The sequence below is a fragment of the Gordonibacter sp. RACS_AR49 genome (assembly GCF_030418435.1).
Classification (GTDB): Bacteria; Actinomycetota; Coriobacteriia; order Coriobacteriales; family Eggerthellaceae; genus Gordonibacter; species Gordonibacter urolithinfaciens.
This window is the reverse complement of sequence record NZ_JAIUDM010000011.1, coordinates 42858-57261: the sequence shown is the minus strand read 5'-3', so window position 1 is coordinate 57261 and position 14404 is coordinate 42858. Positions and strand designations below refer to the sequence as shown.

Annotated in this window: 14 protein-coding genes; 4 read left to right on the top strand and 10 right to left on the bottom strand. The window is 67.6% G+C overall.

Annotation, left to right across the window (positions count from 1 at the left end):
• Positions 1-36: 36 nt before the first annotated feature.
• On the bottom strand, positions 37-1359 hold the full coding sequence (locus LB310_RS13990; RefSeq protein ID WP_301155248.1) for a glycosyltransferase family 2 protein: 1323 nt from the start codon (positions 1357-1359) through the stop codon (positions 37-39).
• A 356-nt stretch (positions 1360-1715) separates the two neighbouring features.
• On the opposite strand from LB310_RS13990, the gene ahcY reads away from it, so the two are divergent.
• The gene (ahcY, locus tag LB310_RS13985; RefSeq protein WP_301155247.1) at positions 1716-2981 is read left to right on the top strand and encodes an adenosylhomocysteinase; all 1266 of its coding nucleotides are present in this window, start codon (positions 1716-1718) and stop codon (positions 2979-2981) included.
• 84 nt (positions 2982-3065) lie between these two features.
• On the opposite strand, the gene LB310_RS13980 is transcribed toward ahcY, so the two are convergent.
• The gene (locus tag LB310_RS13980; RefSeq protein ID WP_278805453.1) at positions 3066-4043 is read right to left on the bottom strand and encodes an aromatic ring-hydroxylating dioxygenase subunit alpha; all 978 of its coding nucleotides are present in this window, start codon (positions 4041-4043) and stop codon (positions 3066-3068) included.
• Between the two features lie 334 nt (positions 4044-4377).
• Between LB310_RS13980 and LB310_RS13975 the strand changes: the two genes are divergently transcribed.
• Positions 4378-4542, top strand: coding sequence for a hypothetical protein (locus tag LB310_RS13975; RefSeq protein WP_278805454.1), 165 nt, complete (start codon positions 4378-4380; stop codon positions 4540-4542).
• 109 nt (positions 4543-4651) lie between these two features.
• Here LB310_RS13975 and LB310_RS13970 read toward each other — a convergent pair whose 3' ends face one another.
• The 5 genes from LB310_RS13970 to LB310_RS13950 form a co-directional block, all read right to left on the bottom strand.
• Positions 4652-5323, bottom strand: coding sequence for a pentapeptide repeat-containing protein (locus LB310_RS13970; protein WP_278805455.1), 672 nt, complete (start codon positions 5321-5323; stop codon positions 4652-4654).
• A 73-nt stretch (positions 5324-5396) separates the two neighbouring features.
• Complete coding sequence (locus LB310_RS13965; protein ID WP_278805456.1) at positions 5397-6023, bottom strand: 4Fe-4S dicluster domain-containing protein; 627 nt, start codon at positions 6021-6023, stop codon at positions 5397-5399.
• Positions 6020-6880: a Sir2 silent information regulator family NAD-dependent deacetylase gene (locus tag LB310_RS13960; RefSeq protein ID WP_278805457.1), complete on the bottom strand. Its 861-nt coding sequence runs from the start codon at positions 6878-6880 to the stop codon at positions 6020-6022. Before LB310_RS13960 ends, LB310_RS13965 begins: the two co-directional genes overlap by 4 nt.
• Positions 6864-7820 carry a protein-ADP-ribose hydrolase gene (locus tag LB310_RS13955; RefSeq protein ID WP_278805458.1) on the bottom strand — a complete coding sequence of 319 codons (957 nt, stop codon included), beginning with the start codon at positions 7818-7820 and terminating at the stop codon, positions 6864-6866. The genes LB310_RS13960 and LB310_RS13955 overlap by 17 nt, the downstream gene beginning before the upstream one ends.
• 88 nt (positions 7821-7908) lie before the next feature.
• On the bottom strand, positions 7909-8706 hold the full coding sequence (locus LB310_RS13950; protein WP_278805459.1) for a hypothetical protein: 798 nt from the start codon (positions 8704-8706) through the stop codon (positions 7909-7911).
• Positions 8707-8870: 164 nt separating this feature from the next.
• Here LB310_RS13950 and LB310_RS13945 point away from each other — a divergent pair, with 164 nt between their 5' ends.
• Both LB310_RS13945 and LB310_RS13940 read left to right on the top strand, forming a co-directional pair.
• Positions 8871-9206 (top strand): helix-turn-helix domain-containing protein, encoded by a 336-nt coding sequence (locus LB310_RS13945; RefSeq protein WP_278805460.1) that lies wholly within the window; start codon positions 8871-8873, stop codon positions 9204-9206.
• 203 nt (positions 9207-9409) lie between these two features.
• Positions 9410-10270: a MerR family transcriptional regulator gene (locus tag LB310_RS13940; RefSeq protein WP_096228255.1), complete on the top strand. Its 861-nt coding sequence runs from the start codon at positions 9410-9412 to the stop codon at positions 10268-10270.
• A gap of 128 nt (positions 10271-10398) precedes the next feature.
• On the opposite strand, the gene acs is transcribed toward LB310_RS13940, so the two are convergent.
• The 3 genes from acs to LB310_RS13925 form a co-directional block, all read right to left on the bottom strand.
• On the bottom strand, positions 10399-12390 hold the full coding sequence (gene acs / locus LB310_RS13935; protein WP_278805461.1) for an acetate--CoA ligase: 1992 nt from the start codon (positions 12388-12390) through the stop codon (positions 10399-10401).
• A gap of 62 nt (positions 12391-12452) precedes the next feature.
• Positions 12453-13112 (bottom strand): hypothetical protein, encoded by a 660-nt coding sequence (locus tag LB310_RS13930; protein WP_096228253.1) that lies wholly within the window; start codon positions 13110-13112, stop codon positions 12453-12455.
• A gap of 487 nt (positions 13113-13599) precedes the next feature.
• The gene (locus LB310_RS13925; protein ID WP_096228252.1) at positions 13600-14163 is read right to left on the bottom strand and encodes a DUF1062 domain-containing protein; all 564 of its coding nucleotides are present in this window, start codon (positions 14161-14163) and stop codon (positions 13600-13602) included.
• Positions 14164-14404: the final 241 nt, after the last annotated feature.

The window sequence follows — 14404 nt, the reverse complement described above, 5'->3', positions numbered from 1 at the left end:
CCGCCGTTCCAATGTTACTATCAGTTTAGCCGCCTGCTACATGGTGCGCTCGCGCTTGGAGCTGGCAGCGTCGGAAAACTCGGCCACGTCCACCGAGATGCTGTGCTGGATGGGCTTCCACTTGCACTTCTTCACCAGCGCCACCAGCGCGATGGGGATGTAGGTGAGCATGAAGAACGGGAAGGTGAACATGTAGAGCACCTTCTTGCCCGTGGCGGCGTGGATGGAGTCCCACTCCACGAACGTGGTGAGCACGCCGAACATGAACATGAAAACCAGGTAGTTGAACAGGCAGAAGAAGATGGATGAGATGGACGAGGCGATCATGATGCCCGTGGACATCATGCCCGTGGCCGCCAGCGCGATGATGATGCCGTTGAACAGCACCGACACGATAGTGAGCAGCATGCCGGGCGCGATGGTCATGAGCATGTCGTAGCAGGCGAAGCGCGCGCCCTTGGGGTTGGCCACGACGCCCTTCGCAAGGCGGGCGCCGTAATGCCAGAACACCTGGTAAAAGCCCTTCGCCCAGCGGAAGCGCTGGTTCCACGAGTCGCGGAACGTGGTGGGCTGCTCGTCGTAGAGGATGGCCGTGGGCGTGTAGCTGATGCGCACGCCCTCCAGGATGCTGTTCGTGGAGAACTCGATGTCCTCGGTGAGCAGGTGCCACTTCCAACCGCCGGCGCGCTCGATGATGTCGGCCGCCACGAAGAAGCCCGTGCCCGACACGACGCAGCTCGTGTTGAGCGTGAGGCGCGCCTGCGACAGGAACTTCGCCTCGCGCAGGAACCACACGGCGTAGCCGGCGGAGATCCAGTTCGAGTCGTAGTTCTTGGAGTTGCGGTAGCTGGTGGAGGCCTTGGCGCCGTGGTCGAACGTGGCGTTCATCTCGCGGAAGTAGTTCACGTCGAGCACGTTGTCGGCATCGAACACGAAGTAGGCCTCGTAGCCGCGGTCGGCGTACTGCTCGCGGATGACCTGGAAGCCGTAGTCGAGCGCGTAGCCCTTCCCCACCTCCTTGTCGTTGTGCCGGGGAAAGACGATGGCGCCGGCCTCGCGGGCCACGTCGGCCGTGTCGTCAGTGCAGTTGTCGGCGATGACGAACACGTCGATGAGCTCGGCCGGGTAGTTCTGCACCTTGATGGAGTGGATGAGGTCGCCGATGACGGCGCTCTCGTTGCGAGCCGAGATGACGGCGGCGAACCGATGGTTCTTCTTCGCCACGAGCTTCTTGGGCTTGCGCGTGAGCACCACGAACACGTAGTAGAGCTGGTACGTATAGCAGATGCTGAACGTGAGAAACACGCAGAAGTTGAAGATGTCGACGAACGATATCTGCGAGAAGAATTGGTCTAGCACTCCGTTTGCTCCTTTTACGGGCCGTCCCTGCCTTGCCGACGGCCGTCCTCTGCTCGCTCGCACGCAGGCCCAAGGGCTTCGGCGCCCCCTGCTGCTGCCTGGTGTGGTGATGGTACGTGTGCTGTCGTGCGAGTTCGCAAGCTCGGACGATTATAGCCACTTCGCAGCCGCCCGTCCCAACGGGGAGTCCGTTCGTTACCGATTCTTCCGTTTTTCGCGAGGGAAAAGCCGAGGATTCACAAACGTTGTGCATACGAACTCCACAAACGCCCTGGATCTCCCGCTCGTGAACGCGGGCGTGCTGGCGTACAATAGAAGGCGAACTGTGCCGTTTTCCATACCCAGGGAGGCTTTTCATGCCCGAGAACCACGACATCAAAGACATCGCGCTGGCCGATGAGGGCCTCGCCCGCATCCTATGGGCCGACCGCGACATGCCCGTGCTCGCGTCCATCCGCGAGCGCTTCGAGCGCGAGAAGCCGCTTGCGGGCGTGCGCATAGGCGCCTGCATGCACGTGACCACCGAGACGGCGAACCTCATGCGCGCGCTCACGGCCTCCGGCGCTCAGGTGGCGCTGTGCGCGAGCAACCCGTTGTCCACCCAGGACGACACGGCCGCCGCGCTCGTGCGCGACTTCGGCATAAGCGTGTTCGCCATCGCCGGCGAGGACGCCGACACCTACAACCGCCACATCGAGGCCGTCATCGCCACGAACCCGCAGATCATCATGGACGACGGCGCCGACCTCGACACCGCGCTGCACACCCGATTCACCGACAAGCTGGCCGGCGTCGTGGGCGGCACCGAGGAGACCACGACGGGCGTCGTGCGCCTCATGTCCATGGCGGCCGAGGGGACGCTCGCCTACCCCGTGTTCAACATCAACGACGCCAACACGAAGCACTGCTTCGACAACCACTACGGCACCGGCCAGTCCACGCTCGACGGCATCATCCGCGCCACGAACCGCCTCATGTGCGGACGCACCATCGTCATCTCGGGCTACGGCTACTGCGGCAGCGGCCTGGCCCTGCGCGCGAAGGGCATGGGCATGCGCGTGATCGTGTGCGAGGTGGATCCCCTGAAGGCGCTCGAGGCGCACATGGAGGGCTACGAGGTGATGCCCGCGGCCGAGGCGGCGCGCCTCGCCGACGTGTGGGTGACGGTGACGGGCAACTGCAAGGTGGTGGACGGCCCGGCCTTCGAGAATATGAAGGACGGCGCGATCATCTGCAACTCCGGGCACTTCGACTCCGAGATCAACCTCGTGTGGCTGGAAGAGCACGCGGTGAAGAAGGAGGAGCTGAAGCCGCTCGTGGAGGAGTACACGCTGGCCGACGGCCGCACGGTCATCGTGCTGGCGCAGGGCCGCCTCGTGAACCTGTCGTGCGCCGAAGGGCACCCGGCAAGCGTCATGGACATGAGCTTCGCGAACCAGGCGCTGGCCGCCGAGTACCTCTACCAGCATGCGGGCGAGCTGGAGAACAAGGTGTACGACGTGCCGTCCGCCATCGACGACGGCGTGGCCCGCGTGAAGCTGGAGACGCTCGGCATCGCCATCGACACGCTCACCGAGGAGCAGATCGCCTACATGGGCAGCTGGAACTTCGAGACGCTGTAGGAAGCAGCGCAGTCGTTCCGCGTAACAGGGACCCGTCCGCCAAGCCGAGCGGACGGGTCCCTTTCCGTTTCTCCACGCAAAACGCTACCTATGCTCGGCAGCTTTCTTCAGCTCTTCCCTGCGGGAGCGGAACTCGAGGACGGGCTTGTCGCCGCGCAGGAGGTTCTCGCCCATCTGGAGCTCGGTCTTCTTCGGGCGCTGCGTGAGCACCACGCGGCGGTCCTGATGCAGGATCACGCCGTTCGCCACGTTGCCGGCGGCGCACACGAGGCCGCGCAGCACCGGCGCCCTGACCATGCGCTGGTAGAGGCGTAGGTATATCTTCGTGTGCTCGTCATCGACGGGCGCGAAGGCGGCCATGACGCGCAGGTCGTCCGAGATGCGGTTCTGCCAGAGGTTCGGCACGCGGTACTGCAGGCTGTTCAGCTCCCGCCAGTTTTCTACCTCGTCGGCTGTCTGGGGCGTCTGGCCGCAGTCGGGCTCGTTTTTCACGTAGAACGTGAGCGTCTCGTCATCCCACCTCGTCACGGGGCCGTTCACGAGCGTCTTGTGACCGCGCCCGATGGTGTTCCGATGCACGAACGGCAGGTGGATCACGTCGAGCTGGTTCTCGATGGCGCGCGAATAGTGCACGTCCCACACCTCCGAGCGCTCGGCGTAGGGGAAGCCGCCGCGGAACTCCTCGAACATCGGAAGGTCGTCGGGCGCGTCGGCGGGCTTGCCGCAGAACACCCAGATGAAGCCGAACGCGTCCACCGCGAGCCAGGGGCGCACGCGAAAGTTCTCGGGCACCTCGGCCGCAAGCCCATTCGCCGGGATGGCCACCACGCGCCCGTCGGCGGCGTAGCGCAGGCCGTGGAAAGGGCAGTGCACATGCCCGCCCTCCACGCGCCCCGCCGCGAGGTCGGCGCCGCGGTGGCAGCACGTGCCGTCGAGGCAAGCCACGTTGCCCTCCTCGTCGCGCCAGAACACCAGGCGCCGCCCGAAGCGCACGGCGCCCACGGGGCGACCGCGCCTCACCTCGGAGGATGACAGGACGGCGTACCACTGGTTCGGGATCATGAGGGGCCTCGCTTCCTGTGGCGCGGGGCAGGCTGCCGCGGCCGCAAACCGGATCGATTCCCCCATTGTCCCGCGCGCATGCGCTTGCGGGCAACCAACGGCTTTCACACCGCCGGATAACGCACCGGCAACGCGGCGGCGTTATCGAAAGCTGCGCGGGCAAGCCTTTGCCAATCCCCGGGCAACTGGAGCCGGTGCGCACGATCGCGAGCGAGGCTGTCCTTTGAGGGCGGTCACCGGGCAGAACGGTCGCGGGACCAGGCGGTCGCGGACGAGGGCACGAAGCAAGGTGGAAAGATGATATGATCGTCGCACCGAGGGAAAGGCGGATGACATGAAGATTCTGGGTATGGGAATGCCGGAGATGTTGTTCCTTCTCATGTACGCGTTCTTCATCGCACTGTTCGCAGCCGTCGCATACTTCGTGGTGAAGAAGGCGGTTAAGAAAGCCATCATCGAGGCCCATGACGAGATCGAGGCTCGCGGCAAGCAGGGGTAGGCGCCCGAACGTACGCGGCGGTTCAGGCGCCGCGGACGCCCTGCGGCGGATGCTGCGGACCGAAGGCCGAGAACGCCCCGCAAGGGGCGCCGGCCCGCGCACGGCGCCGTCAGTCGGCGATGACCACGCCGAGGCGCTGGGCGATGCCGGCGGCCTGGTAGAGGTCCATGCGGCAGCCCTTGAGCTCGCCCATGGCGTCGGAGAGCACGATATCGGCCAGCTGGCAGGTTGTGAAGTCGATGCCGGCGAGCGAGGTGCGGAAGAAGCTCGTTCCCGTGAAGCGCACGTCGTCGAAGGCGGTGCGCGCAAGTCGCGCCTCGGACAGGTCGGCGTGCGAGAAATCGTCAGCACGCGCGAGCACGTCGGTCAGCCTGGCCTTCGCGAGCGACGCATAGGACAGCGTGGAGTCGCGCAGCTCGGTGCGGGCGAGCACGGCCTCGGTGAAGTTCGCTCCCGTGAACTTGCACGAGGAGAACGTGCAGCGCGTGAAGTTCGCCTCGGAGAAATCGCTGTTGGAGAAATCGCAGCCGGAGAACGCCACATCGGCGAACGAGGCACGGGAGAAGTCGCAGGCCGTGTACCGGCAGCCCTCGACGCGCGATTCAGACAGCTCGAGCAGCGAGAAGTCGGCGCGCACGGCTGCGTCGCCTGCGACGAGCACATGCGCGACGAGCGGGTCGCCGTCCATCTCGCGCTCGATCCATGCGGCAAGCGCGTCCACCGCCGCCAGCTCGCCGGGCACGGCCGGGTTGGCGTAATGGGGTTTCGGGGAGTTCTTCATGGGGCAGCCTCTTTCTGTCCCCATCATTCTACCTGAAAAGAAGAGCGAACCGGGAGCGCAGGAGGACGCCCCGCTACCGCGACGCGATGGCGTCCGACGGGCACACCTCGCGGCAGCGGCCGCAGTGGAGGCACGCCTGCTGCTCGATGAGGGCGCGGCCGTCGGGCCGCGGCGCGATGCAGCCCTGTGGACAAGCCGCGAAGCAGGCGCCGCAGCCGGTGCAGGCGTCCGAGACCGCGAAACCCTCGCGCGCGACGGGGCCGCCGCCCAGTGCGAACGGTGCGCGGAAAAGGGGGCGGCGGCCCAGGTCGAAGAACTCTCCCTGGCCCCGCTCCAGGTAGAACGCCTCCAGCACGTAGCGCGAATCGCCGGGGTAGAGCTCCTCCATGGAGGGGTTGAGCTCGAACACGCGGTCGACGAGCCGGCGCTGCTCGGCCGGATCGTCGGGATGCTCCACCGGACCGCGAAGCCGGCACGTGCGGTAGTCGGGCGACTGTCCTGCGATCGCCACATAGCGCGTGCGCATGACCTGTTCGTAGAACGCCTTGCCGCGCGCGGCCACGAAATAAAGCCGGCCGCCCTCCACCATCATGACGTCAATGACGCGCACGGCGGGCAGGCCGTCCTCATCGACGGTGGCGAAGGCCACGTCGCGCACCTCGCGTAGGAACCGAAGGCAGAAATCTGCGTCGACCGTCATTGCTTCCCCCTTTCCGCCGCGCTCGCGATCCGCGGCCACAGCTCGGCGATGTCGCCCTGCAGGCCCACGCCCGGCACGCCCTCGGGCAGGTGCGCGTCATCGTAGTTCAAGCGCACGAGCGGGGCTCCCGTCGCGCGGGCCAGCACCTCGAACGGGAGGCGGACGATGCCCGGCGTGTTCCAACCCACGCCCAGCTCCAGCAGCACGACAGGCTCGCGGCCCATGCCTTGCACGAAGCGGTGGTAGCGCTCCTGCGCGGCGCGCCAGGCCGTGTCTTCCACGAAATGGCCGTCCACGCGCAGGTGCACGGCCATCGGGCCGCCGCACACGGGGCAGGCCGGCACGAGGTCGGACGGCACGAGGCAGTCCTCGGTGCGCGCGAGCATCTGGGCCACGAGCTCGCGGTTCGGGTAGAGCGCATCGTGGCAGCCGCGGGCGCACTGCAAGAGGCCGTAGTCGCCTTGCGTGGCGAACAGGCGCTCGGGCGGGAAGCCCGCCTTCTCGAACTGGGCGTCCACGTTCGTGGTGATGATGAAGCTGTCGCGCTCCCGGGCGAACGCGCGCAGCGCGCGGTACAGCGGCAGCGCCCCCGGCTCGTGGCGGTTGACCCACACGTGGCGCGCCCAGTAGCCCCAGCGCGCCTCCTCGGACGGGAACGGGTAGAAGCCCGCCGCGTACATGTCGGTTATGCCGTACTTCTCGATGAAGGGAGCGAAGTTCCGCTCGAAGCGCTCGCCGCCGTAGGAGAGCCCCGCCGCCGCGGACAGCCCGGCGCCGGCGCCGATGAGGACAGAGCTCGCGTTCCGAAGCAGCTCGGCGGCGCGCGCCACGTCCCCGCCGCTAGCCGAGCAGGTCATGGTAGATCGCCTCGTCCTCGTCGCCGAACACGTTGAACACCACCTTGAGGCCGCTGGGCGCGCCGGGCGCCTCCGGGGAGCTGCCTGGGCCGGAAGCGTTCGCCGAACCTGCCGCTCCCGAGCCGCTTGCAACGCCCCGAACCGCCCCGCCGTCGGCGCCGCGAGTGCCGCCGACGGCATCCGCGCCCTCCCCGGCATGCCGGTCGAGCCAAGAGCGCACCGCGCCCACGGCTATCTCGGCAGCCTCCCTTTGCGGAAAGCCGAACGTGCCGGTGGACACGCAGCAGAAGGCGACCGTGCGGCACCCGCACGCCGCGGCGGCCTCGAGGCAGCTCTCGTAGCACGAGGCCAGCTCGCGCCGGTGCCGTTCGGTGGGCGCGCCGTTTGCGATAGGGCCCACCGTGTGCAGCACCCAGCGGGCGGGCAGGTTGTACGCGTCCGTGACCTGCACGCGGCCGGTGGGCTCCGCATGCCCTTGCCGCTCCATGAGCGCGGCGCACGCCATGCGCAGCTGCACGCCGGCGAACGTGTGGATGGCGTTGTCGATGCAGTGGTGTCCCGGCAGCCAGCAGCCCAGGAGCGCGCTGTTCGCCGCGTTCACGATAGCGTCCGCCTCGAGCGTGGTTATGTCGCCGCGCCACACGGAAAGCCGCGCGTCGGCCGGCGTCGGCGGCAGCTCGGCGGCGCGCGCGATGCCCGCCTGCGCAATGAGGCCGCGCAGCAGCCGGTCCTGCACCGCCAGGAACCGCTCGTCCGCCGGGCGCGGCTCGCGCGTGTTGACGAGCGCCCGAAACTCGGCGAACGCCTCGTCGAAGGGCCGGCCCTCGGCAGGTGCCTGCACGAGGCCCCGCTCTTCCCGGAGGTACCGCACCAGGTACGCCACGTCCTCGTCCCGCCCGCGCGCGCCGCCCGCCGCGCCCGCTTCGCTCACCTGCACCATGGAAGCTCCTTTCGTCCATCCCGAGTATGCGCTTTTCCGCACCGCCCCGCAACGGCCGGGGCCGCCAGACGCGCCGCGAGGCTCGTCGTCACGCGAAGAAGAACCCGGCCGTCATGTCGAGGTAGTTCGCACCACCGTAGGAGGGAAAGCGCGCATCTACCGCGGCCTTGAAACCCTCGGCGGTGGTGCTGGCGGCCGCAAGGCGCTTGAGCTCTTCCAGGTACGCGATCTTCGTGCGGGCGTCTTTCAGGTCTTCCGGCGTGTAATGGCTGGTCAGGATGAGGTCGATGCCCGCCTCGACAAGACCTTGCAGCTGCGCGATCTGCGCGTCGGCATGCGCAGGGCCGGCTACGATGGAGTGGCAGTCGTGTCCCAGCATGTGCAGGTACGCCGCGCCCAGCTCGGGCAGCTCCAGGTCGAAGGCATCGGCGTTGCGCACGAGGCGCATGCGCACGCCCGCCAGCTCAAGCTCGGCCCCCTCCACCAGGTTCGTCACCTGAGCGACCGAGGCGTCGAAGGCCTCGCCGAACGCTGCAGCGAACCCGTCGACCAGCGCCTTGCCACCGCCCTCGTGACCGTAGGCTTCGGCCTCCCCCGTGGAGTAGACGGGCGTGCCGGGCATGAAGCTGCCGCCGGCCATATGGTAGGCGGCAACGATACCCTCGACGGCAATGTCCTGCCCGCGCACGTACGCTTCCAGCTCGGCGATATTGTCGCGGAAGCAAGGCAGCTCGATGACGAAACCGCGGCCGCCCCTCTCCACGACGAACACCTCGTCGGCCAGCGGATCGTTCGTCTGGTAGGCATGGAGCCGCGCCGCGCCCAAGTCGTACACGCGCACGGCACCTTTGCCGAGCTTGATGGCCTCGAAGTCGTTCTTCTCCATGATCTTTTCCTTTCCCCGGATGAACTTTACAGTTCGTTTTTATGACATAGGTTACTTTAGTATCGTGTATACTAGCCCACAAGTACGATCTTTTCGGATACCCGGTATCCCGAAAGGAAGCACCTCGTCGCGGGGACGACGGAGAGGAAGCGCAAGGAGGAGCCATGACCCAGGACCTGTTCGGCATATGTCCCTACGTCACCGCGCAACGCGTGCTGCGGGGCAAGTGGTCCATCGTCATCCTGCACCATCTGGAGGACGGGCCGGTGCGCTTCAACGAGCTGCAGCGGCGCCTTCCCGAGATGACGCACGCCACGCTGGCGAAGCAGCTGCGCTCGCTGGAGGAGTACGGCGTGATCACGCGCACGGAGTACCCGCAGGTGCCGCCCAAGGTGGAGTACGCGCTGAGCCCGCTTGGCGAGGAGTTCCGCCCGGTCCTGGCGCAGTTCGAGGCCTGGGGGCTACGCTGCATCGAGCACTTAGACAAGGACCGCGGGTAACCATGCAGCAACGGCGCATGCCTTGCCGGGCACTGGCGGGAGGATCGGCTACGCTCCCCTGACCATCAGGCGCGACGCCGCCGCCGCATGGTAGAATCCCCGAAATGGCAAGCCCGGGCGCGCCCCCGAGCCGCCCGGACGAGCCGCCCGGCCGGAGCCGCTGCGAAGCGATCTCCGACGACCGGCGGCATAAGGAGGTCGCCATGCAGCATCCCCTGCTCCTCTCCACCGGCGAGTTCGCCCAGATGTGCAACGTCAGCCGGGAGCTTCTGGTGCACTACGACAAGATAGGCCTGCTCAAGCCCAAGGAGGTGCGGGGCAACGGCTACCGCTACTACTCGCTCAAGCAGCTGTACCTGTTCGACGTCGTGCGCTTCTTCATGGACGCGGGCATGTCCACCAAGGAGATCAAGGAGTACCTGGACAACCGCACGACCCAACTGTTCCTGGACAGCATCCAGACGAGCATCGACCGCATGGGGCAGCAGCGCGACATCCTGGACGCCCGCATCGGCATGATGGAGAAGATGCGCTACCTCACCCAGCGGGCCGTGACGTTCCCCAAAGAGCAGCCGCGGCTGTCGTACTGGGACGAGACGTGGTTCCTCACGACCGAGGTGCGCCGCGAGCGCTCGCAGCAGGCCTACGCACAGGCCGTGAGCGAGCATTCGGACTTCTGCCGCAACAGGGCGGGCGTGGCCACGTTCCCCTTGGGGCGCGTCATCGACATCCCCGATCTGGACGACCCCTCCGAGTTCTACTACACCAAGCTCGTCACCTGGATATCGCCGCCCCGCGACGCCGCGTGCCTCGGGGACCGCGTAGAATGCAAGCCGAAGGGCAACTACGCGGTCGTGCTGCACCAGGGCGGCACGAGCACGGTGGAGCGCTCGTACGAGAAGCTGCTGGCCTACGTGGAGCGCGAGGGCTTCCTGATGCGGGGGCCGCTGTACGAGCTGGACATGAACTCGTACCTGATGTCGGACTCGGCCGACGACTACCTTCTGCACATCTCGGTGCTCGTGGACGTGGAGGACGCCGCCGAAAGGGGCGGTGGGGCGTAGGGGGCGCCGGGTTCCGGGGATGCCGCAGCCGTCCGCGTACGCACGCGACAGGCCGGCCGGGAAGAGGAGCACGCCCGGCTGGCATGAGGAGGGGCCCGCGCGCGGGCCCCTCTCCTTCGTGGAAACCGTTAGGCGCTCAGGCGCTTCGTCTCCTCTATCAGGTCGTACACCACCGAGGGCTCGGAAAGCGTGGAGATGTCGCACAGGTCCTCGGTCTCCTGCGCGGCTATCTTGCGCAGGATGCGGCGCATAATCTTGCCGCTGCGGGTCTTCGGCAGCGCGGCCGTGAAGTGGATGTGGTCGGGCGTGGCGATGGGCCCGATGCTCTCGCGCACGTGGCGCACCAGCTGGGAGCGCAAATCATCGTTGATGACCGTGCCCTCCTTCACCGTGACGTAGGCGTAGATGCCCTCGCCCTTCACGGGGTGCGGGCAGCCCACGACCGCCGCCTCGGCCACCTGCAGGTACGACACGAGCGCGCTCTCCACCTCGGCCGTGCCGATGCGGTGGCCCGACACGTTGATGACGTCGTCGATGCGGCCGGTGATCCAGAGGTAGCCGTCCTCGTCGCGGTAGGCGCCGTCGCCGGTGAGGTAGCGGCCCGGCTGGGGGAAGTACACGTCCTTGAACGCGGCCTCGTTCTGGAACACGCCCAGCATCATGCCCGGCCAGGGTCGCGTGAGCACGAGGCTTCCGGGCTCGTTCGGCGCGGCCTCGCTCCCGTCGGGGCGCACGACGCGCGGAGCCACGCCGAAGAACGGCAGGGCCGCCGACCCCGGCTTCATGTCCACCGCGCCCGGCAGCGACGTGATCATGACGCCGCCCGTCTCCGTCTGCCACCACGTGTCGGCGATGGGGCAGCGGCCCCGCCCGACGGCGGAGTAGTACCACAGCCACGCCTTCGACGTGATGGGCTCGCCCACCGACCCCAGAAGGCGCAGGCTGCTGATGTCATGGCCGTTCACCCACCGCTCGCCCTCCTTCATCATGGAGCGGATGGCCGTGGGGGCCGTGTAGAGGATGTTCACGCCGAACTTCTCCACGACCTCCCAGAAGCGGTCGGGCTTCGGGTAGCTGGGCACGCCCTCGAACATGAGCGACGTGGCGCCGTTGGCAAGCGGCCCGTACACAAGGTACGAGTGCCCCGTGATCCACCCCGCATCGGCCGTGCACCAGTAGATGTCCGTCTCCTTCAGGTCGAACACGTACTTCATGGTGAGCGAGGCGTACAGCAGGTAGCCGCCGGTACCGTGCACGATGCCCTTCGGCTTGGCCGTGCTGCCGCTGGTGTAGAGCACGAACAGCGGCTCGTTCGCCTCCATGCGCGCGGGCTCGCAGGAGGGCGCGGCGCCGGCCATGAGGTCGTCCCACCACAGGTCGCGTTCGGCGGCCATCTCGGTGCGCTTCTCGATGCGGCGCACGACGACGCAGCTCCTCACCTGGGGGCACTGGTCGACCGCCTTGTCGCAGAGATCCTTGAGGTGCAGGATCTTGCCCGAACGGTAGCCGTAGTTGGCCGTGACCACCACGCGGGCGCCCGAGTCGAGGATGCGGTCGCGCAGCGCATCGGCGGACAGGCCGCTGAACACGACGCAGTGCACGGCGCCGATGCGGGCGCACGCCAGCATGGCGATGGCCAGCTGGGGGATCATGGGAAGGTAGAGCACCACGCGGTCGCCCTTCTTCACGCCCAGGTCCTTGAGGACGTTGGCGGCCTTGCACACCTCGCGGTGCAGGCGCTGGTAGGTGTACACCTCGACCTCTTCGGAAGGCTCGCCCTGCCAGATAAGGGCCGCCTTGTTGCGGCGCGAGCCCTCCAGGTGCCGGTCGAGGCAGTTGGCGGACGCGTTGAGCTCGGCGCCGCGGAAGTAGCGGACGAAGGGGCGGGCCGACTCGAAGTCGTACTCCTCCACCGCGTCCCATGGACGGTACCAGTCCAGCGTCTCACGGGCCATCTGGCCCCAGAACGCCTCGGGCTCGTCGATCGAGCGGCGGTACAGCTCGTCGTAGTCCTGGCGGCTCTTCACGAGGGCCTTGTAGCTGAACTCGGGGGACGGCTCGATCGTGCTCTCGTCTTTGAGCATCTGCCTGATGAAGGCGGCGCGGGTGTTATGCTCCATGATAGGGTCCCTTCTACTCGTCTTGGGGGGGCGGAAAGCGCGGAATCGTCGCGGCGCGCGGCCTAGGCGACGTTGTCCTCGCGAGCGAGGTCGACGTACACCACGTTGTGGGCGACGACGGGCTGGTACATGGCCTTCAGGTGCAGGGGGCCGGGACTGCAGGCGCGCAGGTTCCGGCCCAGGTCCGGGCGGGTGTGGACAAGATGCGCGAACGTGTCCTCGAGCAGCACGGTCTCGTGCAGGCCCTGGCACTCGTGCAGGGCGAGGCAGAGCGCGTCCACCGTGCCCTCGTCGCAGCGGGCGCACCAGTCGAAGTCGGCGATGTCCATGAGCACGACGGCGAAGGCGATGAGCTCCTTGTCGCGCAGGCACGGCACGAGGCGCTCGAGGTCGGTGCGGGCGAGCGGGCGGCCGTCCATGAGCTCGTCGAGGCGCAGCAGCGCGTTTCTCCGCAGGTAGGCGGGCGCATCGCTGGCGGCAAGGGTAACGAGCGGCACCGGGTCGGCGAGCCGGGACACGGCCGCGATCTTGGCGGCGCGGCTGGCGTTCGCGTCGAAGATGCGGGCCAGCGGGTCGAGCCTGCGGGAGCCGGACGGGGCCGGACGGCGCGCCTCGGCGTGCGCGGTCTGGACCAACAGGGCGCTCAAAGCGGCGCGGGGACGGTTGGAGACGGTACTCGTTGCGGGCTTCGTCGTATCGGTTGCTTTCTTCTTCGCGTTCATGGCGTGCCTCCTTCGCGGTCAGCTCATGTCTTGTTCCTCTATCTTCGTTGGGGGGTCTCGTCGTCGATCGGTCTGGACGGGTTCTGCAGAGGACGGCCGGTGCTCGGGGATCGCAGGGTGCTCCGGCACCGGCCGCCGTGGGCCCATCATGGGGGTTGCAACGATTACAAGGTCAAGGAACCCCGGGCGCGCCGCCCTTCGGCCGGTTCGATTTCGGCCGCGAGCGGATTTTCGAAGGGGGAATCGTTGCCGGCGCATAACCTTCGCAGAGGCGGAACGCCGCTACGCAGGATGCAATGCGGGACGGGGCGCGGCATGGAGGGCAGAGGATAAAGGTACGCGATGACGCGAGGCGCCTCGGCGCACGGCGCCCCCGCCGCCGAGGCTTCCGATAGAGGCAGGCGGCTGTCGTGGGAGGGAGAAAAAATGGGAGGGGGGGGGGCAAGCGCTTCCCCTTCCCCTCCCGCCGTAGCCCTGCGGCGGCCCGTCAGCTCCGCCGTGGGCGCAGGATGATTGCTTGGTGCGGGCGGAGCTTCGCGGCGAGGACGTCGGCTCCGTCGTCGGCGCTCACGTCGCCCGCCTCCACGAGGCGCGCGAGACCGCTGCGCGAAACGCCCAGCTTGGCCCGCAGCACCTCGGCCAGGCGCAGGCCCGCAAGGCCTCCGCCGTCGATCTCGACCCGGCAGTCCTCGCGGCCGTCGGGCAGGTCGCCCTCGACGGCGAAGGCGACCTTGCCCCGGCGCGCGCCGTTGCGCCTGAGCAGGCCGACGTCGAGCGCGCACCGCAGCGCCGTCGCAGGATCGTTGCCCGTGAACCGCCCGAGCTCCTCCCGGTCGATGCCTCCCGGGCGCATGCGGCTTATCACGGCGCTGTTCCACACGTTCCCGCACGTGGCGCATCGGTAGACGAGCCACACGTCTAACCGCTTCTTCTGGGCATTCACACGGAACATGCCCGTGGACGTGAACTTCGCGTCAGCACCGCAGGTTCCACAAGGGCGCAGCGCGACCGGCGCGCCGGTCGCCTCCACGCGCCATACAATCGTGTTCATGATGGTTGCTGCCTTCCTTCGCAATTCGAATATGCTCGATTCGGAAGGCAGGCACAGGCGGCACCACGCCGTTATTCAGCTTTTTCATAGGGTAAGCCTCTCTGATCGTCCGGTTCAGCCGGTGGGCCCGTCCGCGATGCGGCCGTGTGCTTGCGCGCCGGCCCAGGGGAGCAGGCACCGTCCGCCGGAAGCGCCGCAGGAGGCGGTGCACCGGACGGGCGATCATAGCTCGCAAGAAACC